The sequence below is a fragment of the Ruicaihuangia caeni genome, assembly GCF_029952955.1.
GTDB lineage: Bacteria > Actinomycetota > Actinomycetes > Actinomycetales > Microbacteriaceae > Ruicaihuangia > Ruicaihuangia caeni.
Genome location: NZ_JASATX010000001.1, coordinates 648656 through 673970 on the forward strand (window position 1 = coordinate 648656; position 25315 = coordinate 673970).

Here is a 25315-nt window from a genome sequence, read left to right on the forward strand (position 1 = left end):
CGTGTCCGCCACGGCGCGCGGCTTAAGATGAGAGCATGACCGCCTCGATCTTCTCCCGCATCGTCGCCCGCGAACTGCCCGCTGACATCGTGCTCGAGAACGACCGTTTCATCGCCTTTCGCGACATCGCCCCCAAGGCGCCCGTGCATATCCTCGTCGTGCCGAAGACCGAGGAGTACGCGAACGTGACCGAGCTCGCCACGGGCGACGCGGATCTGCTCGCGGAGCTCGTCACCACAGCGCAGGCGGTCGCGGACGAGCACATGGACGGGCAGTACCGTCTCGTATTCAACACGGGCGAACGCGCTGGCCAGACCGTCTTCCACGTGCACGCGCACGTACTCGGCGGCGGCCTCGAGGAAGGATCCCTTGCCGGATAGCGAAGAGACCGGGCGTCAACCGAGCCCGGCACACGAGGCGATCACCATCGACGGCGTCGCCATGGTGCGGCTGCTCGGCCCGCAGGATCGTCTGCTGACCACGCTCGAGCGCGAGTACCCGGACGTCCGGCTGCATGTTCGCGGCAATGAGATCACGCTCGACGGCGATCCCGCGCAAGTCGCTGGAGCGCGGCGCCTCGTGAGCGAGCTGGTTCGGCTCGTGCAGGAGGGCGTCGACCTCGATCCTTCGGATGTCGCGAGCTCTGCTCGCGTGCTGAACCGAGGCGAGGGCAGCCCTGCAGACCTGTTCGGGCAGGCGATCATCACGACGCGGGGCCGCAGCATCCGCCCGAAGACGCTGGGCCAGAAGGCCTATGTCGACGCGATCGATCTCAACACCATCGTCTTCGGCATCGGCCCGGCCGGTACGGGGAAGACCTACTTGGCGATGGCCAAGGCGGTGCAGGCGCTGCAGCGCAAAGAGGTCGACCGCATCATCCTCACGCGGCCCGCGGTGGAGGCCGGCGAGAGGCTGGGCTTCCTGCCGGGCACGCTGACCGACAAGATCGACCCATACCTGAGGCCGCTCTACGATGCGCTCAACGAGATGATGGATCCGGAACTCGTGCCGAAGTTGCTCGCAACCGGAACGGTCGAGGTGGCGCCGCTCGCGTATATGCGCGGCCGCACGCTCAACGATTCCTTCGTGGTGCTCGATGAGGCGCAGAACACGACGCCCGAGCAGATGAAGATGTTCCTCACGCGCCTCGGGTTCGGCTCTCGCATGGTCGTCACCGGCGACATCACCCAGGTCGACCTCCCCACCGGCGCGAGCGGGCTGCAGTTGGTGACGAAGATCCTGGGCGACATCGACGACATCCACTTCGCTCGCCTCACCAGCGATGATGTGGTGCGCCACACCCTGGTGGGGCGCATCGTCGACGCGTACACCAAGTACGACGCGGGGCAGCAAGCGCAGCGCTTCGAGCGCGAGCAGGGGATGCGAGAGCCTCAGCATCCCGGACGGCAGCCGCGCGATCGCCAGCAGCGCGGGGGCCAGCAGCGAGATCGCCAGTACAACCGCGACGACTCCCGTGGAGGTCACCGATGAGCATCGAAGTGAACAACGAATCGTCGGTGGAGTTCGACGAGGGCGCCCTTCAGCGTGTCGTCGCCTACTCGCTCGACCAGTTGCACGTGCACCCCGACGCCGAGGTCGCGATCGTCCTCGTCGACGAGGGCGCCATGGAGCAATTGCACGTGCAGTGGATGGACGAGCCGGGCCCGACCGACGTGCTGAGCTTTCCCATGGACGAGTTGCGCCCCGGCACCGAAGACATGGTCACTCCGCCCGGGCTGCTCGGCGACATCGTGGTGTGCCCGCAGGTGGCCAAGGCGCAGGCCGAAGCGGCCGGCCACAGCATGCTCGACGAGATGCTCATGCTCACCGTGCACGGCCTGCTGCATCTGCTGGGATTCGACCACGCCGAACCCGATGAGGAGAAGGAGATGTTCGGCCTGCAGCGCGATCTGCTGGTCGGCTTCGCTCTGGCCGAACGGCGAAGGTGATGATGCCCGCACTGCTCCTCGGCATCGCCGCGCTGCTCGTCGCACTCGGTGGACTCATGGCCGCCGTCGACGCGGCCCTGTCGGTCTTGAGCCGTAACGACCTCCAGGAGGTCGCAGCGCACTCGCGGGCTCGAAAGTCGATCGAGGCCATTGCGCGCGATGCCGGGGCCCACGTCAATGCGGTGAACTTCACCCGTGTCGTCGCTGAGACGACTGCTGCAGTGCTCGTCACGCTCGCGCTCGCCCAGTTGTTCCAGCCATGGTGGCTGGTGCTCCTCGTCGCGGCCCTCATCATGACGGCTGTGTCGTTCGTGCTCGTCGGGTCGAGCCCTCGCAGCGTCGGTCGCGACCACCCGCGCGCACTGGTGCGTCGCACAGCGGCGCTGGTGCGCGGCATCCGCGTGCTCACCGGGCCATTGGCCCGCGTGCTCGTGCTGCTCGGCGATCGGGTCACGCCTGGCAGGCCTCGTACCGTGCAGTTCTCCACGGAGGAGCAACTGCTGAGCATGGTCGACGAGGCGACCGAGCTCGACGTGCTCGAAGAGGACGACCGGGCCCTCATCCACTCGGTGTTCGAGTTCAGCGAGACGCTTGTGCGCGAGGTCATGATCCCGCGAACCGACATGGTCACGATCGAGGCCGACACCCCTGTGATCAGCGCGATGAGCGTGTTCCTCGGCAAGGGCGTCTCTCGCATCCCGGTCGTCGGCAAGGACGCCGACGAAGTGCTCGGAGTGCTCTACCTTCGGGATGCCGCCCGGCTCGCCTACGAGCAGCCGCGCGACCACGAGGGCGTCACCGCAGCCGACCTGCTCAGACCTGCGCTCTTCATGCCCGAATCGAAGCCCGCTGACGCGGCACTGCGCCAGATGCAGCTCGAGAGCAACCATCTCGCGCTCGTGGTCGACGAGTACGGCGGGATCGCTGGGCTCGTCACGCTCGAGGACCTCATCGAGGAACTGGTGGGCGACATCGCCGACGAGTACGACCGCACGGTCGCCGAGATCACCGAGCTCGAGGGCGGCGCATACCGGGTGAGCGCCCGACTGCCCATCGATGAGCTCGGAGACCTGTTCGGCTTGGACCTCGATGACGATGACGTCGATACGGTCGGCGGTCTGCTCACCAAGACGCTCGGGCGGTTGCCCGTAGCGGGCTCTGTCGCCACCACCAACGGTCTGGTGCTGACCGCCGACCGCACCGAGGGACGGCGCAAGACGCTTGTCACCGTGCGTGTCGAGCGCGACCAGGCGCTCATCGACGCTCAAGCGGCCTTCGCGCCGGAGCGCCTGTCGTCACTCGAGGAGGAACGGGAATGACCCATCGCGCGGGCTTTGTCACGTTTGTCGGCCGTCCGAACGTCGGCAAGTCGACGCTGACCAATGCTCTCGTCGGAGAGAAGATCGCGATCACGAGCTCGAAGCCCCAGACCACGCGCCGCGCGATCCGCGGCATCGTGCACCGTCCGGAGGGGCAGCTGATCATCGTCGACACTCCCGGGGTCCATCGGCCTCGAACGCTCCTCGGCGAGCGGCTCAACGATGTGGTTCAGACCACGCTCGGCGAAGTGGACGTCATCGGCTTCTGCGTTCCGGCGGGGGAGAAGATCGGCCCCGGCGACCGCTACATCAACGACCAGCTCGACGCGTACCCGAAGGCCAAGAAGGTCGCTCTCGTGACAAAGGTCGATACGACTGACCGGGCGGCGGTCGCGGCGCAACTGCTCGCGGTCGACGCGCTGCGCGACTGGTCAGCGATCATCCCCGTCTCGGCGCTCACGGGCGAGCAACTCGATGTGGTGGTGAGCGAGTTGATCGCGTTGATGCCGGAATCGCCGCAGCTCTACCCGGACGACGCGGTGACCGACGAGCAGTTGGAGGATCGCATCGCCGAGCTGGTGCGCGAGGCAGCCCTCGAAGGGGTCAGCGAGGAACTCCCGCATTCGGTCGCGGTGACCGTGGACGACATCGTGCGACGCGACGACAAGGCGCTCACCGAGGTCTACATCAACCTGTTCGTCGAGCGTGAGAGCCAGAAGGGCATCATCATCGGCAAGGGTGGCCAGCGGCTCCAGCAGATCGGCGCCCGGGCGAGGGCCGAGATCGAGCCGCTCGTCGGGCAGCAGGTCTACCTCAGCATCCGCGTCAAGCTCGCAAAGGACTGGCAGAGGGACCCCAAGCAGCTCGGGCGCCTCGGCTTCTGACCGGATGCCGCGGACGCGGCGGCGGGCTATCCTGCGATCGGTCGAAGCGCCGAACGCACCTGCACGACATCCGCGCCGTACGCGCCGTCGACCCACTGCTGCAGCGACCCGTCGTCGTACACCACGTGCACGAACAGGTAGCCGTTCTGGGGCCACGAGCTCAGCAGTCCGCTGAGTTCAGCGTTGTCGAGCTCGGCCTGGACCGCGGCGAGCTCATCGTCGCTCGATGCCCCCGTGTTGGCCGGGTCGAGGAAGGGATCGGGCTCCACCATCGGGTCGTACAGCGCGAGCATGATCGGTTCGGCAGTCGACGTGAACGTCACGCCGTCCCACGTGCCCTGCACGGCGTACGCGCCCCAGGTGACCCCCGAGGCGCTCTCGGCACCCTCGACGCTCGACCAGTCCCAGCCGGCGATCTCCGGACCGGAGCACTGCGGAGGATACGACTCCATGACGGCGCCGAGGCAGAGCATGGCGGTCTCGCCATCGCGTTGCAGCACAGTGCCTTGCCCCATCACCTCACCATCTGCTGCGGGAATCGTCGCGGGCGGACCCGACGGCGTGCCACCGTCGGCTGCGGGGCCTCCGGGGGCGGAGGCGCCGAGGCATCCAGTCATGCCCAGAGCAAGGGCGAGTGCGCCGACGGCGACGAGCGCGCCGCGCCAACGGGGAAGAGCTGCGCCATCATTCATGGCACGAGTGTGCGCGATCGTGACGGCGTACCGCTACCCAACGTTCTGCGCGTCTTGCACGTCGCACCACCGAGCGCGGCCACCGAGCATCCTCACCCCGCATCCTGTTCGCTTCGTCTTCGCATGCGCGGTCACGGGTGTTACGCTCGATGGGTGCACGGTCTGCTCCTCCTTAGCTGCCGCGACGAGTCTTGATTCAAGGCCTCCCTCGTCGCGGAGTTCGTCGATGGCTGACACACACGACTTGAGGAGATAGAGACCGATGAAGAACACCCAGCAGCCCTCAGGCATGCCGGTGCACAAGTACCGCCCGTTCCACGAGCAGATCGTGGTCGATCTGCCGGATCGCACATGGCCGTCGAAGCGCATCGAGAAGGCGCCGCGTTGGTGCGCCGTCGATCTGCGCGATGGCAACCAGGCGCTGATCGATCCGATGAGCCCCGAGCGCAAGCGCATCATGTTCGACCTGCTCGTGCGCATGGGCTACAAGGAGATCGAGGTCGGATTCCCCTCGGCGAGCCAGACCGACTTCGACTTCGTGCGCTCCCTCATCGAGGAGCAGGCGATCCCCGACGATGTGACGATCCAGGTCCTCACGCAGTCGCGCGACCACCTCATCGAGCGCACCTACGAATCGATCCGCGGCGCGAAGCAGGCGGTCGTGCACCTGTACAACTCGACAAGCGTGCTGCAGCGCGAGGTCGTGTTCCGCTCCGACAAGCAGGGCATCATCGACATCGCCCTCCACGGAGCGAGACTGTGCCGTGAGTACGAGAAGACGATCCCTGAGACTCAGGTGTTCTACGAGTACTCGCCCGAGAGCTTCACCGGCACCGAGCTCGAGTTCGCGGCCGAAGTGTGCAATCAGGTGCTCGAGGTGCTCGAGCCGACGCCCGAGCGCAAGGTCATCATCAATCTGCCCGCGACGGTGGAGATGGCGACCCCAAACGTCTACGCCGACTCCATCGAGTGGATGAACCGTCACCTCAACCACCGTGAGAACGTCATCCTGTCGCTGCATCCGCACAACGACCGCGGCACGGCTGTCGCCGCTGCGGAGCTCGGGTACATGGCCGGCGCCGATCGCATCGAGGGCTGCCTGTTCGGCAATGGAGAGCGCACCGGCAACGTCGACCTGGTCGCGCTGGGGCTGAATCTCTTCACCCAGGGGATCGATCCCGAGATCGACTTCAGCGACATCGACGAGGTGCGCCGCACTGCCGAGTACTGCACCCAGCTGCGTGTTCCAGAGCGCAGCCCCTGGGCAGGCGATCTGGTGTACACCGCGTTCAGTGGATCGCATCAGGACGCGATCAAGAAGGGCTTCGAGGCCATGGCCGCCGAGGCCGAGGAACGCGGCGTGACCGTCGACGATTTGGTATGGGCGGTTCCGTACCTGCCGATCGATCCCAAGGACGTCGGGCGCACCTATGAGGCCGTCATCCGAGTGAACTCGCAATCGGGCAAGGGCGGTGTCGCCTATCTGCTGAAGGCCGACCACGCCCTCGACCTGCCGCGCAAGCTGCAGATCGAGTTCTCCGGTGTGGTGCAGATGAAGACGGATGCCGAGGGCGGCGAGGTCACGAGCGAGGAGATCTGGGAGATCTTCAGCGACGAGTACCTGCCGGCTCCCGCCGAGCGCCCCGACGAGAAGTGGGGCCGCTTCGAGCTCCTGTCGACGCGCACAGCCAGCGACCTGTCGGGCGAGGTCTCGCTCGACGTGCAGCTGCGCGTGGGTGACGAGCTCGAGTCCGCTTCCGGAGTGGGCAATGGTCCGATCGCGGCCTTCCTGAAGGTCATGCGCGCGCAGGGCGTCGACGTGCAGCTCTACGACTACGTCGAGCACGCGCTCAGCGCGAGCGGTGACGCTCTCGCGGCCGCGTATGTCGAGCTCAACGTGAACGGGCGCACGCTCTGGGGCGTCGGCATCGACGCCGACATCTCGACCGCATCGCTCAAGGCGATCGTGTCGGGAGTCAACCGGGCGGTCCGGGCCGAGCACGAGCACAAGGTCCTCGCCACAGCCTGACGCGGGCGCCGAGCGGGCGGCTGTTCTCGGCTGACCGCTCGGCTCTCGCGACGCGGCTCGCACGGAGTGGTTCACAGGCCTCAGGCTGGCCGGCGGGCGATAATCGAGTGTGCCGCTCTATCGTGATGAAGCCGTCGTGCTGCGCACCCACAAGCTGGGTGAGGCGGACCGCATCGTCACCATGCTCAGCCGCCGTCACGGCAAGATCCGGGCCGTCGCCAAAGGCGTTCGCCGCACCGCCTCGAAGTTCGGGGCACGACTCGAGCCCTTCATGGTGGCCGATGTGCAGCTCTACGAAGGGCGGTCGCTCGACACCGTGACGCAAGCGGAATCGCTCGCCTCGTACGGTGCCGAGATCGCCACCGACTATGCCGGCTACACCGCAGCATGCGCCATTGTCGAGACCGCTGATCGGCTCTCGGATGCCGACAGCAGTGTGCAGCAGTATCTGCTCCTCGTCGGCGCGCTGCGATCGTTGTCTCGCCACGAGCGCCCCCCGGGGCTGATCCTCGATTCCTATCTGCTGCGCGCCCTGTCGATCGCAGGTTGGGCCCCGAGCTTCGTCGATTGCGCGGTGACCGGTGCCCCGGGACCGCACCGGGCGTTCGTCGTGCAACTCGGGGGAGTCGTCGCCGACGAGGTCGCGCCGCCGGGCACGCCGCGGCTCGATGAGCAGACGCTCACCCTGCTCGGCGCGCTGCTCACCGGCGATTGGGTCACGGCTGAGGCGTCGGCCGAGGGCACGCGCGCCCAGGCGGGCGGCGTGATCGCGGCCTACACGCAGTACCACCTCGAGCGCGGGCTGCGCTCACTCCAGCACGTCGACCCGGCGGCTCGGCACGACCCAGCGCAGAGCGAGAGCGGGGCATGAAGAAGACGCATCCGGATGCAGTGGACTACCGCCCCCTCGACTGGACGGGCCTGACTCCTCCTCCCTACCCGGCCGGTGCGGTGCCGGAGCACGTCGCCCTCGTCATGGACGGCAACGGCCGCTGGGCGAATCTCCGTGGCCTCACCCGTGTCGAGGGGCACAAGGCGGGCGAGTCGGCGCTGCTCGACGTCGTGGCGGGTGCCATCCAGGCCGGTGTGAGGCACCTCAGTGTGTACGCGTTCTCGACCGAGAACTGGCGCCGCTCTCCCGATGAGGTTCGATTCCTCATGGGGTTCAATCGCTCCGTGCTGCACCGCCGACGCGACCAGTTGAACGCCTGGGGAGTGCGCATCCGGTGGGCGGGCCGACGGCCACGCCTGTGGCGCTCGGTGATCAGCGAGCTGGAGTACGCCGAGCGGCTGACCGCCGGCAACGACGTGCTCACGCTGACCATGTGCATCAACTACGGCGGGCGGGTCGAACTCGTCGACGCTGTTCGAAGGATCGCGGCCGACGCGCAGTCCGGGCGGATCAAACCGAGCGGCATCACGGAGCAGACCATCGCCCGCCACCTGTACGTTCCGGAGCTTCCCGACGTGGACCTCTTCGTGCGGAGTTCAGGCGAACAGCGCACCAGCAACTTCATGCTGTGGCAGAGCGCATACGCCGAATTCGTGTTCCTCGACACGCTGTGGCCCGACTTCACGCGGGTCGATCTGTGGAACGCGATCGACATCTACACCGGACGCAGCCGCAGATTCGGTGGCGCCGTCGACGCGCCCACCGCAAGCTGAGCGGCCCGCGCGCCGGCGTTCACCGCGGCCGTGATCGTCCTCTAGAATGTCTTATGGTCACGGTGACCTTTACAGCTTCGATCCAGCAGCGTCCGACTGCTTGCCGTGACACTCCAGGAGAGGCTTTCCATGGCGGCAGGCAAGAGCGAAGACATCGCGCTCGCGGTGTCGACCGTGATCTTCGCGCTGCACGCCGAAGCACCTCAAGCGCGCCCGTCGCTGCACCTCCCGCTGGTCCGCCGCATCCGGGAGCCCTTCGCGGGGCGTTGGGCGCTGCCCGGTGGCCCTCTTCTGCCGCAGGAGGGCCTCAGTGCCGCCGCCGCCCGCAATCTGCAGCAGACGACGGGGCTTCGCCCCGGCTACCTCGAGCAGCTTTACGCATTCGGTGACCCGGATCGTTCTCCCTCCGCCGGGCGGATGGTCTCCGTCGTCTATTGGGCGCTGGTGCACGCAGATGCCGTCACCGACACGTCGAGCGATGATAACGTGCGGTGGTTCGCGGCCGATGACCTCCCGAGCCTCGCCTTCGATCACAACCTGATCGTCGAGTACGCGCTCTGGCGCCTGCGAAACAAGATGGAATACAGCCGCATCGCGCACGCGATGCTCGGTGAGACGTTCACGCTCTCCGAACTCCGACAGGTGTACGAGGCCGTGCTGCGCAAGCCTCTCGACCCTGCGAACTTCCGGCGACAGGTCGAGGCATCGGGTGCTCTGGTCGCAACCGACTCAGTGGTGACCGGCGGTCGCCACCGCCCCCCACGCCTCTACCGCTACAACGACGCGGTCGACATGACCGACAACGGTCCGCTCACGGACATCCCGCAGCATCCGCCGCCGCACGCCGCCGACTCCGCAGACCTCCCCGATCCAACCGATCCGACAGCTCTCAATGACCCGACCGACAGGAGCAACCTGTGACCTCGATCGACACTCTGCTGACGCGCGACGGCGAAGCCGAGTCGTGCACGCCCGAGCTCGCGATGCCCACTTGGACCTTCGACCCGGCACCGGGCTACGGTCCCGGCGCCTCGATGGGGGATGTCATCCCGGTCGGCTCCCCGCGTCAGGGGCAGCTTCCTGAGGAGTACCGCTCCGCCTCCGCCGAGGAGCTCGACCAGCGCATCCGTGCTGTGAAGCAGCGGCTCGGAGACCGCGCCGTGGTGCTCGGGCACTACTACCAGCGCGACGAGATCGTGGAGCACGCCGACTTCATCGGCGATTCCTACCAGCTGGCGAACGCGGCGCTCACGAAGCCGGACGCCGAGGCGATCTTCTTCTGCGGCGTGCACTTCATGGCCGAGACCGCCGACATCCTCACCCGCGACGATCAAGCGGTCATCCTGCCGAATCTTGCGGCCGGTTGCTCCATGGCGGATATGGCCGACATCGACTCGGTCACCGAGTGCTGGGAGCAGCTCGAGGAGTTGTACGGCACCGAGACCGACGAGCGCGGGCGGATGCCGATCCTTCCCGTCACCTACATGAACTGCTCGGCCGCGCTCAAAGGCTTCGTCGGCGAACGCGGTGGCATCGTCTGCACCTCCTCGAACGCATCGACGGTGCTCGAGTGGGCGTTCGAGCGCGGCCAGCGCGTGCTGTTCTTCCCCGACCAGCACCTCGGGCGCAACACGGCCAAGCGAATGGGGGTGCCGCTGGAGCGCATGCCCATGTGGAACCCTCGGCTCCCGCTGGGCGGCAACTCGCCCCAGGAACTGCTCGACGCGCAGGTACTGCTGTGGCACGGCTTCTGCTCGGTGCATCGCCGCTTCACCGTCGAGCAGATCGAAAAGGCGCGCGCCGAGTACCCAGGAGTGCGGGTGCTCGTGCACCCCGAATGCCCCATGCCCGTCGTCGACGCCGCCGATGAGATCGGCTCGACCGACTTCATCCGGCGCGCCGTGGCCTCCGCGACCGAGCCAACGACGTTCGCGATCGGCACCGAGATCAACCTCGTGAACCGACTCGCCGCCGAATTCCCCCAGCACAGGATCTTCTGCCTCGACCCCGTCATCTGCCCGTGCTCGACCATGTACCGCATTCACCCCGGCTACCTCGCCTGGGTCATGGAGGCGTTCGAACGGGGCGAGGTGCTCAACCGCATCACGGTGGAAGAATCAGTCGCCGAGCCGGCGCGGCTGGCGCTCGAGCGCATGCTCGCCGCGCTGCCCCAAGGCTGATGCCGCGGATGATCTTCGAACAGGCTGGTCGCGCCGGGGCAGTACGCAGCACTCCTCGCGGCGCGGCCGTTGCCGTGGTCGCCTTCGCCGTCGGTCGTGCTTGAGATGGGGCACGTCATCGTGGTCGGCAGCGGCGTCGCCGGCCTCACCGCTGCACTCACCGCGGCGGCGCACCACAGGGTCACCCTCGTCACGAAGCAGCGCATCGGCGACAGCAACTCCTGGTTCGCCCAGGGAGGGGTCGCTGTCGCGCTCGGCCACGACGACAGTGCGGCGGCGCACATCGCTGACACGCTCGCGGCCGGCGACGGCGGGTGCCACTCGGCTGCGGTCGAGGTGCTCTGCCGGGAGGGCGCCGACAGCATCCGACGCCTCATCGAGCTCGGAATGCCGTTCGACCGTGCCATCGAGGGCGACACCGGCTCGGGAGCCGGTGACGATCTAGCGCGGGCGCAGGAAGGCGCGCATTCGCGCCCACGGATCCTGCATGCGAGCGGCGACGCGACCGGCCGCGTGATGGTGCAGACCCTGGTCGCTGCTGTGCGCGCCAGGAACATCGAACTCGTCGAGGAGCGCTTCCTCGTCGACATCGAGATCGAGAACGGTCGTACCCGCGGCGTCCGGCTCGCTGTGCCCGACGGCAGTGAGCACTCTGTGGAGGGCGATGCGGTGATCATCGCCACCGGCGGCGCGGGCATGCTGTTCGAGCACACGACCAATCCATCTGGGGCGACGGGGGATGGCATCGCGGCCGCTGCACGGGCCGGCGCCGTCCTCGCCGACCTGGAGTTCATGCAGTTCCACCCCACTGCCCTCGCGGTGCCGGGCACGCCGCTCATCTCAGAGGCCGTGCGTGGCGAAGGCGCCGTGCTCCTCGATCGCGCGGGACGTCGCTTCATGATGGAGGTGCACCCCGACGCGGAACTCGCACCGCGAGACGTCGTCGCCCGCGCGATCGCCGAGTGCCAGCGACGCCAGCCCGACGTGCCGGTGATGCTCGATGCCACATCGATCGGTGCTGATCGTCTTGTCGAACGCTTCCCTGGGCTCACCGCCGCATGCGCGCGTCACGGGTTCGATTGGACGTCCGAACCGGTGCCCGTGACCCCGGCCGCCCACTACCTCATGGGAGGCGTGCACACCGACCTCGACGGGCGCTCGAGCGTCCAGGGGCTCTTCGCGGTGGGCGAGGCAGCGTGCACGGGAGTGCACGGAGCGAACCGGCTCGCATCGAACTCGCTGCTCGAGGCGCTCGTCTTCGCACGCCGCGCTGCCACGGCCGTCGACGCACCATGGCCGCACGGCAGCCCGTCCTCCGTGAATGCGACGCCGCTCCCGCCGCACGACAGCCTCGGGGATGCAGCGGCCGGCGTCGCTGCCACACCGGTCGACCGACTCGCACTGCGCCGAGCCATGTGGGAGTTGGTCGGCCTTCATCGGAATGTCGTCGGCCTCGAGTCGGCGGCCGAGCTGTTCTCGGCATGGACTGCGCCCCCGGCGCCGAGCTCCTTCGCGGAGCGGGAAGACGCAAACCTGCTGCAACTGGCGCGGGCGATGACCGCTGCTGCCATGGCGAGGAAGGGCTCGCTGGGGGCGCATTTCCGCACCGACGCGTCCGCCACCGCAGACGGATCGCGACACGACCCGAGCGGCTCACGGCAAGAAGAGCGGCGCAGTCGACCGCGAAACGACCCTCAAGACCACCCACGCGACAATCCACAAGAGGCAGCCTGATGACAACCACCACCACGAGCATGCCGAGCGCGTCCGGCTCCGAGTCGGCCGGGCTCCGTCACCTGCAGCCGCTCGACCCGCACGCCGTGGAGGGCATCGTGCGAATGGCCCTCGCGGAAGACGCTCCGTGGGGAGACATCACGAGCGAGACGCTCATCCCGCCGGGCACTCGCGCTCGTGCCGTGTTCGCCGCGCGACAGCCCGGGGTACTCGCCGGCATGCAGGTGTTCGACTCGACGATGCGAGCCACAGACCCGCTGGCCGTCGTGGAGCACGCCCTCCGTGACGGTGATCGCTTCGACGCCGGGATGGCGGTCGCCTCGGTCGAGGGCGACGCGCGGGCGATTCTGCGCGCAGAGCGCATCGCGCTCAACCTCGTGCAGCGAATGAGCGGCATCGCGACGCTCACCGCTCAGTATGTGGAGGCGGTGTCGGGCACTTCAGCCCGCATCGTCGACACCCGGAAGACCACCCCCGGGCTTCGCCTGCTCGAGCGCCACGCGGTGCGCTGCGGCGGCGGCCACAACCACCGCTACTCGCTGTCGGACGCCGTGCTCGCGAAAGACAACCACCTTGCCGTGCTCACAGCCGGCGGTCGTGACCTCACCGAAGCGCTGCGCGATGCTCGCTCCCGTCTCGGACACACGACGCACCTCGAAGTCGAGGTCGACCGACTGGATCAGATCCAGCCGGTGCTCGCCGGCGGTGCCGACACGATCATGCTCGATAACTTCACGCTCGACGAACTGCGACGCGGTGTCGCACTCATCGGCGGACGAGCGGTGGTCGAGGCGAGCGGCGGCGTGAGCCTTCAGACCGTGGCCGATATCGCCGCCACGGGCGTCGACGTGATCTCGGTCGGTGCGCTCACGCACAGCGCGCCCGCGATCGACCTCGGGCTCGACATCGAGCTCGAGCCAGGCGCCGACCGCGGCTAGGAGCACGATGTCAGCTCTTCGAGATGCGGAGACTCGTCCGCTGTACCTCGATGCCGCCGCGACCGCACCTCCACGTCGTGAGGTCGTCGAAGCCATGTGGCCGTACCTCACTTCGGTGTTCGGCAATCCGGCGAGTCGTCATGGCGTGGGGGAGCGCGCGCGTCGTGCCCTGGACGCGGCACTCGAAGAGCTCGCAGCGCTGCTCGGCTGCCGCCCCTCCGAACTCATCGTCACCTCGGGCGGCACAGAGGCAGACAATCTGGCGATCAAGGGCATCGCGCTCGCCGCTCCGCGCAAGCGCAGGATCGTCACCACGGCGATCGAGCATCCCGCGGTGCTCGAGAGCGCCCGCTACCTGCAGCGCATGCACGGGTTCGACCTCGCGCTACTGGAGGTCGATGAGCATGCGCTCGTCGATGCCGAGAGGCTGCGCGAGGTTGCGACTCGCGGAACCACCCTCGTCTCGGTGATGTTGGCGAACAACGAGGTCGGCACCGTGCAGCCCCTCGCTGAGCTGGCAGAGATCACCAGGCGTCTTGGCGTCCCCCTGCACACGGATGCCGTCCAGGCCGCCGGGATGCTGCCTCTCCACATGCCTGAGCTCGGCGTCGACGCCCTCTCCATCGCAGGTCACAAGCTCGGCACGCCACGGGGCGCCGGCCTGCTGTTCGTTCGTCGCGGCATCCGCCTGGAGCCGCTGATGCACGGCGGCGGCCAGCAGCGAGACCGTCGCTCTGGCACGGAAGACGTGGCAGCCGCGGTCGGGCTCGCCATGGCGCTTCGGCTCGCCACCGCCGAGCGAGTCGAGCACGCGGAGCGCTTGGCGGGCGCGCGCGACCGGTTCATCCGCACCGTGCTCGACACAGTGCCCGGCGCCCGACTGACCGGTCACCCTTCCCAGCGGCTGCCGAACAACGCCTCATTCTGCTTCGAGGGGACCGCGGGCGAGGCGGTGCTGCTCGAGCTCGAGCGCAGGGCGGTCATCTGCTCCAGCGGCTCCGCGTGCGCGGCCGGCAGCACGGAACCGTCTTCGGTGCTCACCGCGATGGGCATCCCTGCCGAGATCGCCCACACCGCTGTGCGCTTCACGTTCTCGGCCGAGACCACCGAGCGCGAGCTCGACCGCGCCGCGGCGCTGCTGCACCAAGCCGTCGCTTCGGTGCAAGAGATCGGCGTGCATGTCGCCCGAGCGCAATGAACGTGCGATCGACGCCGGTGCCAACGGCTATGCGATGCGCCACGATGGGGACATGCCGGCCTTGCAGCTCTCCCCGTCGCTCGAGTCAGCGATCGCTCAGTTCGAAGACACCGCCGGCTATCTGGCTGTCGCGTCGATCGGCATTCCTCCGAGACACGCCGTCAGCGCGATGCGCCGCGATCTCGATGCGTGGGCGAGGGCCGACCGCGACCCTCAAGGCTACGACGAGGCAGTAGGACGCACGCGCGAGCATTACGCAAGGCTCGTGGGAGTGGCGCCCAGCCGAGTGGCGATCGGCTCTCAGACCTCGGTCATGGCGAGCGTCATCGCAGCGGCCGTGCCGCCGGGGGCCGAGGTGCTGTGCGTCCAGGGCGACTTCAGTTCGCTCGTCGCCCCGTTCAGCATGCGCAGCGATATTCACCTCAGAGCCGTGCCCCTCGAGGCGCTCGCGGACGCCATCGGCGACCGCACCTGGCTCGTGGCGTTCTCGCTGGTGCAATCGGCGACGGGTGCCATCGCCGACGTGCCATCGGTCCTGAGCGCCGCGCGCATGATGGGCGCGTACACGCTGTGCGACACGACTCAGGCGGCAGGGGTAATGCCGGTCGACGCCGCGCTGTTCGACGCGACCATCTGCCATGCCTACAAGTGGCTGTGCAGTCCGCGCGGCGTCGCCTTCATGACGCTTCGCGAGCGCTTCGCCGACCTGCTCACACCGGTGCAGGCCGGATGGTACGCGGGTGCTGATGTGTGGGAGAGCTGCTACTGGCCGCGAGTGGAACTCGCAGCCGACGCGCACCGCTTCGATGTGTCGCCTGCCTGGCAGGCATGGATCGGCGCCGAGCAGTCGATCGGAATGTTCGCCGGTCTCGACCTCGACGAGGTGTGGCAGCGAACCGCGAGCCTCGGGTCCGCCCTCTGCGAGGCGCTCGAACTGCCCGAACAGCATCAGGCGATCGTGACCTGGCCGGATGCCGAGGGTGACGATCTGCATCGGCTCATCGCCGTTGGCATCCGAGTGTCAAGCAGAGCAGGCCGACTGCGCGCCTCCTTTCATCTCTGGAATACCGAGGACGACGTGGAGGCAGTGGTCCATGCCCTGCGCCCCTAGTCGGGGGCATCTAATCGCGAGGAATCCTCATGCAAGGCGAGCGCCGGTAGGATCGTGGTTTGTATTCGATCGACCGGGCACCCAGCTCGGCTGACCCAGGGAGCTCTTTCGTGGCCGCACCGTCTCGTCTCGATTCCGTCATCTCGCTGGCCAAGCGCCGCGGATTCGTGTTCCAGGCGGGTGAGATCTACGGCGGGTCGCGTTCCGCTTGGGACTACGGGCCGCTGGGCGTCGAGCTCAAGGAGAACATCAAGCGGCAGTGGTGGCGCACCATGGTCACCGGCCGTGAAGACGTCGTCGGACTCGACTCGTCGGTGATCCTGCCGCGTCGCGTGTGGGAGGCATCCGGCCACGTCGAGGTCTTCAGCGATCCGCTCGTCGAGTGCCTGAACTGCCACAAGCGGTATCGCGCAGATCACCTCGAAGAGGAATACGAGGAGAAGAAGGGCCGGGCGCCGGAGAACGGGCTCGCCGATATCGTCTGCGTGAACTGCGGCACCAAGGGCAAGTGGACGGAGCCCAAGGAGTTCTCAGGCCTGCTCAAGACCTTCCTCGGCCCCGTCGACGACGAAGCGGGGCTGCACTACCTGCGACCCGAGACCGCGCAGGGCATCTTCGTCAACTTCGCGAATGTGCTCTCGGCCGCGCGCATGCGCCCGCCGTTCGGCATCGGTCAGATCGGCAAGAGCTTCCGCAACGAGATCACCCCGGGCAACTTCATCTTCCGCACACGCGAGTTCGAGCAGATGGAGATGGAGTTCTTCGTCGAGCCGGGCACCGATGAGGAATGGCACCAGTACTGGATCGATCAGCGATTCAACTGGTACGTCGATCTTGGCATCGACGCCGACAACCTGCGCCTCTTCGAGCACCCGAAGGAGAAGCTGTCGCACTACGCGAAGCGCACTGTCGACATCGAGTACCGCTTCGGCTTCTCGGGCAGCGAGTTCGGCGAGCTCGAGGGCATCGCGAACCGCACCGACTTCGATCTGACCACGCACTCGCAGCACTCTGGCACCGATCTCTCGTACTTCGACCAGAACAAGCAGGAGCGCTGGGTGCCGTACGTGATCGAGCCGGCCGCAGGCCTCACGAGGTCGGTGATGGCCTTCCTCGTCGATGCGTACGCCGAGGACGAGGCGCCCAACACCAAGGGCGGCGTCGACAAGCGCACGGTGCTTCGTCTCGACCGCAGGCTCGCCCCGGTCAAGGCGGCAGTGCTGCCGCTCTCGCGCAACGAGCAGCTCTCGCCGGTGGCACGCAACCTCGCCGCCGAGCTGCGCGGGTTCTGGAACATCGACTTCGACGACGCGGGCGCCATCGGACGCCGGTACCGTCGCCAAGACGAGATTGGCACGCCGTTCTGCGTCACCGTCGACTTCGACACTCTCGAGGATCAAGCCGTCACAGTGCGCGAGCGCGACACGATGCAGCAGCAGCGGGTGTCGCTCGACAAGCTGCGCGGCTACCTCGCTGAGCGGCTCGTCGGCGCCTGAGCAGGCCTCGGGGAACGCCGGGTCACCGGCTCGATCATGCCTCCAGTGGTATCCAGCGCGTCCAGCGGAATACACAGGGGGGTCGGAAGGTTGAAGCGATCGTGAGCGATCAACAGCACTTGCCCGACAACACTCCTCAGAGCGCCTCCAGCGGCCCGATCAAGGTCGACATCTGGTCGGATATCGCGTGCCCATGGTGCTACATCGGCAAACGGCGCTTCGAGAAGGCCGTCGCGGAGTTCGGCGGCGAGGTCGAGATCGAGTACCACTCGTTCGAGCTCGCGCCCGATACGCCGGTCGACTTCGAGGGCAGCGAGGTTGACTTCCTGGCGGGACACAAGGGGATGGCGCCCGACCAGGTGCGAGGCATGCTCGAGCGGGTCGGCGGCATCGCGGCATCCGAGGGACTCGACTACGACTGGGATGCGCTCCGGCACACCAAGACGCTGAAGGCCCACCAGGTGCTGCACCTCGCCAAGGAACGCGGTGTGCAGCCACAGGTGAAGGAGCGACTGCTCAAGGCGTACTTCGAGCAGGGGCGTCACATCGGCCACGACGAGGAGCTCGCCGAACTTGCGGCTGAGGTAGGGCTCGACCGCGCCGAAGTGCTCGAGGCGCTGAGCGATGAGCGGTATCTGCCGGCCGTGCAGGCCGATATCGATCAGGCTCGTCAGTACGGCATCAACGGGGTCCCGTTCTTCGTCTTCGAAGACAAGTACGGAGTCTCGGGTGCGCAGGAGAGCCTGACGTTCAAGCAGGTGCTCGACCAGGTGCGGGCCGAGAAGACCGGTATCGCAGCAGCACCGGAGACAGCGGACGGGGCTTCCCGATGAGCGGCGGCTTCACCATGCTGGGCGCTGCCGACGCGGCTGCTTGTGAGGGCGGCGTGTGCGCCGTGCCCATGCGCGACGCGGACGACGCCCAGGCGACCGCATCCGTCATCGATGCTGTCGTCACCGACTGACACCTTCACGACCCACTGACGCCGAGTGGCGCCCGTCCAGCAGGAGCGCAACGCCGATCTGGAAGAATCAGAGACGATGACAACGCTCACGGCTGCCCCGACACTTCGCATCGGCTCGATCGAGCTCGATGCGCCCGTCGTGCTCGCGCCCATGGCCGGCATCACGAATACGGCATTCCGTCGCCTGTGCCGAGAGTACGGTGCGGGGCTCTACGTCAGCGAGATGATCACGAGCCGTGCCCTCGTGGAGCGCACGCCGGAGACGATGCGGCTCATCACGCATCACGAGTCGGAGACCCCGCGCAGCATCCAGCTCTACGGTGTGGACCCGAAGACGATCAGCGAGGCCATCACGATCCTCGTGGCCGAGGACCGGGCCGATCACATCGACCTGAACTTCGGATGCCCCGTCCCGAAGGTGACGCGCAAGGGGGGCGGCGCGGCGCTTCCCTGGAAGGCCGACCTCTTCCGGTCGATCGTGCAGTCGGCCGTCAAGGCAGCGGGGCGCGTGCCCCTCACAGTGAAGATGCGCAAGGGCATCGACGACGATCACATCACGTTCCTCGACGCGGCGAAGTCGGCGGAAGACGCGGGAGTCGCCTCGATCGCGCTGCATGCGCGCACCGCCGCTCAGTTCTACTCGGGGAACGCCGACTGGTCCGCGATCGCCGAGCTGAAGAACGCGGTGTCGAGCGTTCCCGTGCTCGGCAATGGCGACATCTGGAGCGCGGACGATGCCATCCGGATGGTGGCCGAGACCGGCTGCGACGGCGTCGTGGTGGGTCGGGGTTGCCTTGGCCGCCCGTGGCTCTTCGGCGATCTCGCCGCGGCGTTCCGTGGAGAGCAGCGCAAGGCGCAGCCAACGCTCGGAGAAGTGGCGTCAGCCTTCAAACGGCACGCCGAGCTGCTCGTGGAGTTCTTCGATGACGAGGACCGCGCCTGCCGCGACATCCGAAAGCACGTCGCCTGGTACTTCAAGGGGTACCCAGTCGGTGGAGAGTTCCGCTCGAGCCTGGCGATGGTCGAGAGCTTGGAACGCATCGACGAACTCCTCGCGACGCTCGATTGGTCGATGCCCTACCCGGGCGAGGCGGTCGAAGGCCCCCGTGGTCGTGCAGGGTCACCCAAGCGTCCCGCGCTGCCCGAGGGATGGCTCGACGACCGTTCGCTGGGCGAGGCGCAGCGTGCGCACCTCACCGAGACCGAAGCGGACACGACGGGTGGTTGACAACCCCGGGTACGGTCCCGCAGATACCGAGCGCTGGTTCCCAGAGACGCACGAGCATCGCCGCAGTGACTTCGCGCGCGATCGCGCCCGGCTTCTGCATTCGAGCGCGCTGCGCAGGCTCGCGGCGAAGACTCAGGTGCTGAGCCCGACGGCCGGCACGGACTTCGCCAGGAACCGACTCACGCACTCCCTCGAGGTAGCGCAGGTGGGCCGTGAGCTCGCCGCTAGCCTCGGTCTCGACCCGGATGTGGTCGATACCGCTTGCCTCGCACATGACCTCGGCCACCCGCCGTTCGGTCACAACGGCGAGCGCGCGCTGAATGACTGGGCGGCCGACATCGGCGGCTTCGAGGGGAACGCGCAGACGCTGCGACTGCTGACCCGGCTCGAGCCGAAGGTCATCGGACCCGACGGCGCGAGCTACGGGCTGAACCTCACCCGGGCGAGCCTCGACGCGAGCTGCAAGTATCCGTGGCCCGAGCAGTACGGCGTGCCCGACCCGAGCGGCCGCAGCAAGTTCGGGTTCTACCTCGACGACACGCCCGCATTCGAGTGGCTGCGACAGGGTGCCCCAGAGAGGCAGCGGTGCATCGAGGCGCAGGTCATGGACCTGAGCGACGACATCGCATACTCGGTGCACGACTTCGAAGACGCGATCGTGTCGGGCTACGTCGACGTGTACGCACTCGGAGCGCGGGTCGACCACGACGCGCTTGTCGACCAGATGTCGGCTTGGGTGGGAGGCGCGTTCAGCCATGACGAGCTGATCGCGGCGTTCGACCGGCTCGACTCGCTCGACGAATGGCTCGACGAGTGGGACGGCAGCCGGAAGTCGCTCGCGAAGCTCAAAGACCTGACGAGCCAGCTCATCGGTCGTTTCGCGCAGGCCGCAACACGCGCGACCCGTGAGCACTACCCCTCGGGCAGCCTGGTGCGGTTCGCCGCGAGCGTGGTGGTGCCGCGCGAGATCGAGGCCGAGATCGCCGTGCTGAAGGGCATCGTCGCGGCCTTCGTGATGGCCAACGATCAGCGTCAGCCGATCTACGTGCAACAGCGCGAAGTGCTCACCGAGCTCGCTGACGGTCTCTGGCGTGCCGGCCCGGGCTCGCTCGACACGGGCTTCGCCGCAGACTTCGCGCGCGCCCAGACGGATGCCGAGCGCCGGCGAGTCATCGTCGATCAGGTCGCGAGCCTCACCGATCAGTCGGCGTTGGTGCTCCACGGCGGGATCACGGGCTGACAGCCATCACCGCTCGCGGGCTGCGGCACGGCGGGTGCTCCTAGGATGCTGTCATGGCAGGCCTCATCCGACGATCAGACATCGATGAGGTGAGGTCTCGTACGAACATCGCCGACATCGTCGGCGATTACGTCACGCTGAAGTCTGCCGGCGTCGGATCGATGAAGGGTCTCTGCCCGTTCCACGACGAGCGCACCCCGAGCTTCCACGTCCGGCCGCAGGTGGGCTTCTACCACTGCTTCGGCTGCGGCGAAGGCGGCGATGTCTTCACCTTCCTGCAGCGCATGGACCACACGACCTTCAGCGAGGCGGTCGAGCGACTGGCGGCCAGGATCGGCTATGAGCTGCACTACGAAGACGGCGGCGGTCCGGCTCGCGACCACGGGAACCGGGCGCGCCTGCTGGCCGCCAACCGTGCGGCTGAGCAGTTCTTCATCGAGCAATTGCTCACAGCAGACGCCGCGCCCGCCAGGCAGTTCCTCGGCCAGCGCGGGTTCGATCCGGCAGCGGCCGAGCGCTTCGGCGTCGGCTACGCGCCGAAGTCGTTCTCGGCGCTCAGCAAGGCGCTCATGGCCCAGGGGTTCACCGAGAACGAGCTCGTCGCAGCGGGGCTGCTCAGCTCGGGGGAGCGGGGCAGCTACGACCGGTTCCGAGGGCGTGTGGTCTGGCCGATCAGAGACGTCACCGGGCAGACACTCGGCTTCGGCGCGAGGCGTCTCTTCGATGACGACCAAGGTCCGAAGTACCTCAACACCCCCGATACTGCCGTCTACCACAAGAGCCAGGTGCTGTACGGCCTCGATCTGGCCAAGCGCGACATCGCGCGCGGCAAGCAGGTGGTCATCGTCGAGGGCTACACGGATGTGATGGCCTGTCACCTCGCGGGCGTGACCACTGCCGTCGCGACCTGCGGTACCGCGTTCGGCGTCGACCACATCAAGATCATCCGCCGCGTCCTCGGTGACTACGACACCGCCGACACGGGCAGCACCGGAGAGGTCGTCTTCACCTTCGATCCCGACGAAGCGGGGCAGAAGGCGGCGAGCCGCGCGTTCGCCGAAGAGCAGCGGTTCGCTGCTCGCACCTACGTGGCCACGCCCCCTGAAGGTCTCGACCCGTGCGACCTCCGCCTCGAGCGCGGCGATGATGCCGTGCGTCAGCTCATCGCTGGCCGGCGGCCGATGTTCGAGTTCATGCTCCGTCGCGCGCTCGGCGAACACGACCTCGACACCGTCGAGGGGCGCGTCGCGGCGCTGCGCCAGTCGGCACCGATCGTCGCCGGCATCCGCGACCGGGCGCTTGCCGTCGGGTATGCCCGAACGCTTGCCAAGTGGCTGGGCATGGACCCCGGTGAGATCAACCGAGCCGTGAGCGCCGCCGGGCGAGCCAGCGAGGCACGGGCCGCAGCAGGCGATCAGCGAAGCGTAAGCGCCGGCCCGCGCCGCGATCCGAGCCAGTCTCGGCAAGGGCCCGACCAGGCCGCGCGAGGCGTGCACGGGCGAAGGGAGCTCGGGTCGCGCGATGTGCCGAGCGCACCAGCCGCGGGCGGTGCTCAGGCCATGCCGCAGGCGGCACCCGTGCCCACCCTCGTGCAACTGCCCGCCGACCCCGTCACGCGCGTTGAGCGGGATGCGCTCATGGCGGTGCTGCAGCATCCTGGTGAGCTGGGTCTCGAGCGCGTGAGCAGAACCGTTGCGAGCGTCTTCCACAACCCGGTACTGGCCGTGGTGCGCGACGCCATCGCGGCGTCGCTCGACCGGTTCGGAGAACCGGACTGGGTCGGCGCGGTGGGCGAGGAGGCGCCGCGAGCGTTCTCCGCGCTGGTGCAGCAGTTGAGCGTGGCACCGCTGCCCGGTCACGCGGAGCAACTCGTCGCATACTGCAATGGGGTCACCGCGGGGTTGATCGAGCGCGACCTGCTGCGCCGCAAGACGGAATTGCTCGGGGCACTGCAGCGCACCGACGCTGCCGCGGAGCCGGAACGGTTCTCGCAGTTGAACCGCGACCTCGTGCAGCTCGAACAGGAACGCCGTCGATTGAGGGAGGATTGAGCGGATGCCGCAGCCGTCAGCACTCCCCGCCCCCGCCCCCGCCCCTGCCCCGCCAGTGATCGAGGTCACCGATCTCGCATTGCGCTATCCGGGCCAGTCGACCCTCGCGGTGACCGGCGTCACCTTCTCGGTGCCGCGCGGACAGACCCTCGCCATCGTCGGAGAAGCCGGGTGCGGCAAGACGACGCTCGCCCGCGCCCTCGCCGGCCGCGCGGGGCTCCGCAAGAGCAGCAGCCCGCTGGTCGACGGCGGCTCGCTTCGGGTGGCCGGCCACAGCCGCCCGAAGCCCGGCCGGCGCGAACGCGCACGCTGGCAGTTCGATGTCGGATACCTCGCGCAAGACGCCGGCGAACGACTTCACCCACGACTCACCATCGCCGAGAACGTCGCCGAGCCGATCTACTTGCGCGACCAGAAGTTCGACCGACGCGAGGCGGGCGCCGCAGTCGCAGGGCTGCTCGATCGGTTGCACCTGCCGCTGGGGTTCATGGACCGGTTCCCGCATGAGCTCAGCCGCGGACAGCGGCAACGGGTGGCGCTTGCTCGCGCACTGGTGCTCGAGCCCAAGGTGCTTGTCGCCGACGACCCGACGATGGGCGTCGACGCGATCGTGCGCGGCCCGCTGCTCGACTCCATTCGCGAGCTTCGGCTCGACCGCGAGTTCACTGCGGTGGTCATCGCCCATGATCTGCCGGAGGTTCGCCGGTTCACCAGCCGCGTCGCCATCATGCAGGGCGGCGCGATCGTGGGTCTCGGCAATATCGATGAGGTGCTCGACCAGCCTCTGCACCCCTACGTGCGCAAGCTAGGAGAGGTCGCTCGTTGAACGCCAGGGGTCACATCGACCGCACCGTGCCCGTTGAAGGCGACCACACGCGACGTCGCCCCGAACCCGGACCGATCGCTGTCCTGCCCCACGCCGATCCGGTCTTCGTCGAGGCGATCGAGGCGGCAGGCGGCACCGTGGAACCGCTGAGCGAGCGCACGCGGGGTGTCGTGTGGCTCTCAGCGCGCGAGAGCAGTGGCCTGGCCGCGGCGCTCGATGAGCATCCCGACATCCATTGGGTGCAGTTGCCCTGGGCCGGCGTCGATGCGTTCCTTGAACTCTTCAAGGCGCGCGCGGGGGAGGAGTGGCCGCTCTGGACGAGCGCGAAGGGTGCCTACTCAGAACCGGTCGCTGAGCACGCCCTCGCGCTGACGCTGGCCACGCTGCGCTTCATACCGCAGAAGAGCCGCGCGAGCGAGTGGGATCCGGTTCGCCGGGGCACCTCGCTGTACGGCCGCAATGTGGTCATCGTCGGCGCCGGCGGCATCGCTCAAGAGCTGCTCCGGCTGCTCGCGCCGTTCGATACCCGGGTGACGGTGGTGCGCCGGCGTGATGCACCTGTCGAGGGCGCCGAGCGCACCGTGACGGGGGAGCACCTCGCTGATGTCTTGCCCGATGCCGACGTGGTGGTTCTCGCCGCAGCGCAATCGGAGCGCACGAGCGGGATGCTGGGCGAGCACGAGCTGGGCCTCCTCAAGCCCAGCGCTGTCGTCGTGAACATCGCGCGGGGCCCGCTCATCGACACTGACGCACTTGTCGCTGCGCTCGAGCGCGGCGCTATCGCGGGCGCCGGCATCGACGTCACCGACCCCGAACCGCTGCCCCACGGGCATCCGTTGTTCAGTGCCCCGAACACCGTTGTCACCATGCACTCGGCTGACACGCCTGAGATGACCAGGCCGTTGCTCGCAGCACGGATCGAGCACAACGTACGCGCGTTCCTCGGCGACGGCGACTTCATCGGCGTGGTTGATCCCGAGCACGGCTACTGAGTCGGCACGCGACGGGGTACTGACGTCGCGAGCATCCGAGCCTGCGAAACGGAAACGGCCCGGTCTCCGAAGAGACCGGGCCGGTGCTGCTCCCCGAGTTGGACTCGAACCAACAACCTGCCGGTTAACAGCCGGCTGCTCTGCCAATTGAGCTATCGAGGATCGCTGGAACAGCGGAGTCAACTCTACCAAAGTTTTTGCGGTCGGCCTGTCACTGGTGCTCGCTACGCTGGTCACACCGGCCGGGGCATCCTGTGTCGGGCACGATCGGAGGAGCCATGACCAGCACGTTCGACACCCTTCTCGCTGAGCAGATCGGGCACGAGTTCGCGGCATCCCAGCAGTACATCGCGATCGCCGTCTGGTTCGACGACCATGATCTGCCGCAGTTGGCCAAGCACTTCTATCGGCAATCGCTCGAAGAGCGCAACCACGCGATGATGCTGGTGCAATACCGGCTCGACCGCGACGTCCGTGTCGAGATCCCGGGCATTCCGGCAGTGCGGAACGACTTTGTAGATGTGCGCGAGCCGATCGCGCTGGCTCTGGAGCAGGAACGAGCGGTCACGCGTCAGATCGAGGCGCTGTTCGCGGCGGCACGCGCAGAGACCGACGCGCTGGGTGAGCAGTTCATGCTCTGGTTCCTGAAGGAGCAGGTCGAAGAGGTCGCCGCCATGACGACGCTGCTGAATGTCGCGGAACGGGCCGACAACCTCTTCGACCTCGAGAACTTCATGGCGCGAGAGGCGGTCGGAGACGACGGCGAGGATGCGAGTGCTCCGCCTGCGGCCGGTGGCGCCGTCTGAGGGGCGAGCTGCC

At 67.8% G+C, this 25315-nt stretch carries 24 protein-coding genes and 1 tRNA gene; 23 read left to right on the forward strand and 2 right to left on the reverse strand.

Annotated features, from left to right (window positions below; genetic code table 11):
- Positions 1-35 precede the first annotated feature (35 nt).
- Genes QF206_RS02980 through era form a run of 5 tightly spaced genes read left to right on the forward strand, consistent with a single transcriptional unit; the run spans position 36 to position 4152 of the window.
- Complete coding sequence (locus QF206_RS02980) at positions 36-380, forward strand: histidine triad nucleotide-binding protein (protein ID WP_281487707.1); 345 nt, start codon at positions 36-38, stop codon at positions 378-380.
- Entirely contained in the window at positions 370-1491 is a 1122-nt protein-coding gene (locus tag QF206_RS02985) for a PhoH family protein (RefSeq protein ID WP_422785343.1), read from the forward strand. Before QF206_RS02980 ends, QF206_RS02985 begins: the two co-directional genes overlap by 11 nt.
- A complete protein-coding gene (gene ybeY / locus QF206_RS02990; RefSeq protein ID WP_281487708.1) occupies positions 1488-1949 on the forward strand; it encodes an rRNA maturation RNase YbeY in 462 nt (153 codons plus the stop codon). The genes QF206_RS02985 and ybeY overlap by 4 nt, the downstream gene beginning before the upstream one ends.
- Positions 1949-3268 carry a hemolysin family protein gene (locus QF206_RS02995; protein WP_281487709.1) on the forward strand — a complete coding sequence of 440 codons (1320 nt, stop codon included), beginning with the start codon at positions 1949-1951 and terminating at the stop codon, positions 3266-3268. The genes ybeY and QF206_RS02995 overlap by 1 nt, the downstream gene beginning before the upstream one ends.
- The gene (gene era / locus QF206_RS03000; protein WP_281487710.1) at positions 3265-4152 is read left to right on the forward strand and encodes a GTPase Era; all 888 of its coding nucleotides are present in this window, start codon (positions 3265-3267) and stop codon (positions 4150-4152) included. Before QF206_RS02995 ends, era begins: the two co-directional genes overlap by 4 nt.
- Before the next feature lie 26 nt (positions 4153-4178).
- On the opposite strand, the gene QF206_RS03005 is transcribed toward era, so the two are convergent.
- The gene (locus tag QF206_RS03005) at positions 4179-4844 is read right to left on the reverse strand and encodes a hypothetical protein (RefSeq protein WP_281487711.1); all 666 of its coding nucleotides are present in this window, start codon (positions 4842-4844) and stop codon (positions 4179-4181) included.
- 262 nt (positions 4845-5106) lie between these two features.
- Between QF206_RS03005 and leuA the strand changes: the two genes are divergently transcribed.
- From leuA to QF206_RS03090, 17 genes are all read left to right on the forward strand, one after another.
- Positions 5107-6873 carry a 2-isopropylmalate synthase gene (gene leuA / locus QF206_RS03010; protein WP_281487712.1) on the forward strand — a complete coding sequence of 589 codons (1767 nt, stop codon included), beginning with the start codon at positions 5107-5109 and terminating at the stop codon, positions 6871-6873.
- A 109-nt stretch (positions 6874-6982) separates the two neighbouring features.
- On the forward strand, positions 6983-7744 hold the full coding sequence (recO, locus tag QF206_RS03015; protein WP_281487713.1) for a DNA repair protein RecO: 762 nt from the start codon (positions 6983-6985) through the stop codon (positions 7742-7744).
- Positions 7741-8538 carry an isoprenyl transferase gene (locus QF206_RS03020; protein ID WP_281487714.1) on the forward strand — a complete coding sequence of 266 codons (798 nt, stop codon included), beginning with the start codon at positions 7741-7743 and terminating at the stop codon, positions 8536-8538. The genes recO and QF206_RS03020 overlap by 4 nt, the downstream gene beginning before the upstream one ends.
- 129 nt (positions 8539-8667) lie before the next feature.
- Positions 8668-9459: an NUDIX hydrolase gene (locus QF206_RS03025; RefSeq protein WP_281487715.1), complete on the forward strand. Its 792-nt coding sequence runs from the start codon at positions 8668-8670 to the stop codon at positions 9457-9459.
- Positions 9456-10718, forward strand: a complete 1263-nt coding sequence (gene nadA, locus QF206_RS03030) for a quinolinate synthase NadA (RefSeq protein ID WP_281487716.1) — start codon at positions 9456-9458, stop codon at positions 10716-10718. The genes QF206_RS03025 and nadA overlap by 4 nt, the downstream gene beginning before the upstream one ends.
- Before the next feature lie 69 nt (positions 10719-10787).
- On the forward strand, positions 10788-12452 hold the full coding sequence (gene nadB / locus QF206_RS03035) for an L-aspartate oxidase (RefSeq protein WP_281487717.1): 1665 nt from the start codon (positions 10788-10790) through the stop codon (positions 12450-12452).
- Positions 12452-13390 carry a carboxylating nicotinate-nucleotide diphosphorylase gene (nadC, locus tag QF206_RS03040; protein ID WP_422785344.1) on the forward strand — a complete coding sequence of 313 codons (939 nt, stop codon included), beginning with the start codon at positions 12452-12454 and terminating at the stop codon, positions 13388-13390. The genes nadB and nadC overlap by 1 nt, the downstream gene beginning before the upstream one ends.
- Positions 13391-13397: 7 nt before the next feature.
- The gene (locus QF206_RS03045; RefSeq protein ID WP_281487718.1) at positions 13398-14588 is read left to right on the forward strand and encodes a cysteine desulfurase family protein; all 1191 of its coding nucleotides are present in this window, start codon (positions 13398-13400) and stop codon (positions 14586-14588) included.
- Complete coding sequence (locus QF206_RS03050) at positions 14569-15699, forward strand: aminotransferase class V-fold PLP-dependent enzyme (protein WP_281487719.1); 1131 nt, start codon at positions 14569-14571, stop codon at positions 15697-15699. The genes QF206_RS03045 and QF206_RS03050 overlap by 20 nt, the downstream gene beginning before the upstream one ends.
- Before the next feature lie 110 nt (positions 15700-15809).
- Positions 15810-17195, forward strand: coding sequence for a glycine--tRNA ligase (locus tag QF206_RS03055; protein ID WP_281487720.1), 1386 nt, complete (start codon positions 15810-15812; stop codon positions 17193-17195).
- A gap of 101 nt (positions 17196-17296) precedes the next feature.
- Positions 17297-18028 (forward strand): DsbA family oxidoreductase, encoded by a 732-nt coding sequence (locus tag QF206_RS03060; protein WP_281487721.1) that lies wholly within the window; start codon positions 17297-17299, stop codon positions 18026-18028.
- Complete coding sequence (locus QF206_RS03065) at positions 18025-18159, forward strand: hypothetical protein (RefSeq protein ID WP_281487722.1); 135 nt, start codon at positions 18025-18027, stop codon at positions 18157-18159. Before QF206_RS03060 ends, QF206_RS03065 begins: the two co-directional genes overlap by 4 nt.
- Before the next feature lie 76 nt (positions 18160-18235).
- Positions 18236-19387 carry a tRNA dihydrouridine synthase DusB gene (dusB, locus tag QF206_RS03070; RefSeq protein ID WP_281487723.1) on the forward strand — a complete coding sequence of 384 codons (1152 nt, stop codon included), beginning with the start codon at positions 18236-18238 and terminating at the stop codon, positions 19385-19387.
- Positions 19380-20627: a deoxyguanosinetriphosphate triphosphohydrolase gene (locus QF206_RS03075; RefSeq protein WP_281487724.1), complete on the forward strand. Its 1248-nt coding sequence runs from the start codon at positions 19380-19382 to the stop codon at positions 20625-20627. Before dusB ends, QF206_RS03075 begins: the two co-directional genes overlap by 8 nt.
- Positions 20628-20680: 53 nt before the next feature.
- Entirely contained in the window at positions 20681-22678 is a 1998-nt protein-coding gene (gene dnaG / locus QF206_RS03080) for a DNA primase (protein ID WP_281487725.1), read from the forward strand.
- 4 nt (positions 22679-22682) lie between these two features.
- Positions 22683-23504, forward strand: coding sequence for an ATP-binding cassette domain-containing protein (locus QF206_RS03085; RefSeq protein WP_281487726.1), 822 nt, complete (start codon positions 22683-22685; stop codon positions 23502-23504).
- Positions 23501-24496, forward strand: coding sequence for a D-isomer specific 2-hydroxyacid dehydrogenase family protein (locus QF206_RS03090; protein WP_281487727.1), 996 nt, complete (start codon positions 23501-23503; stop codon positions 24494-24496). Before QF206_RS03085 ends, QF206_RS03090 begins: the two co-directional genes overlap by 4 nt.
- An 89-nt stretch (positions 24497-24585) precedes the next feature.
- Here QF206_RS03090 and QF206_RS03095 read toward each other — a convergent pair.
- Positions 24586-24658 (reverse strand) — tRNA-Asn (locus tag QF206_RS03095).
- A 116-nt stretch (positions 24659-24774) separates the two neighbouring features.
- Here QF206_RS03095 and QF206_RS03100 point away from each other — a divergent pair.
- Positions 24775-25302 carry a ferritin gene (locus QF206_RS03100; protein WP_281487728.1) on the forward strand — a complete coding sequence of 176 codons (528 nt, stop codon included), beginning with the start codon at positions 24775-24777 and terminating at the stop codon, positions 25300-25302.
- The last annotated feature ends 13 nt before the right edge of the window (positions 25303-25315 follow it).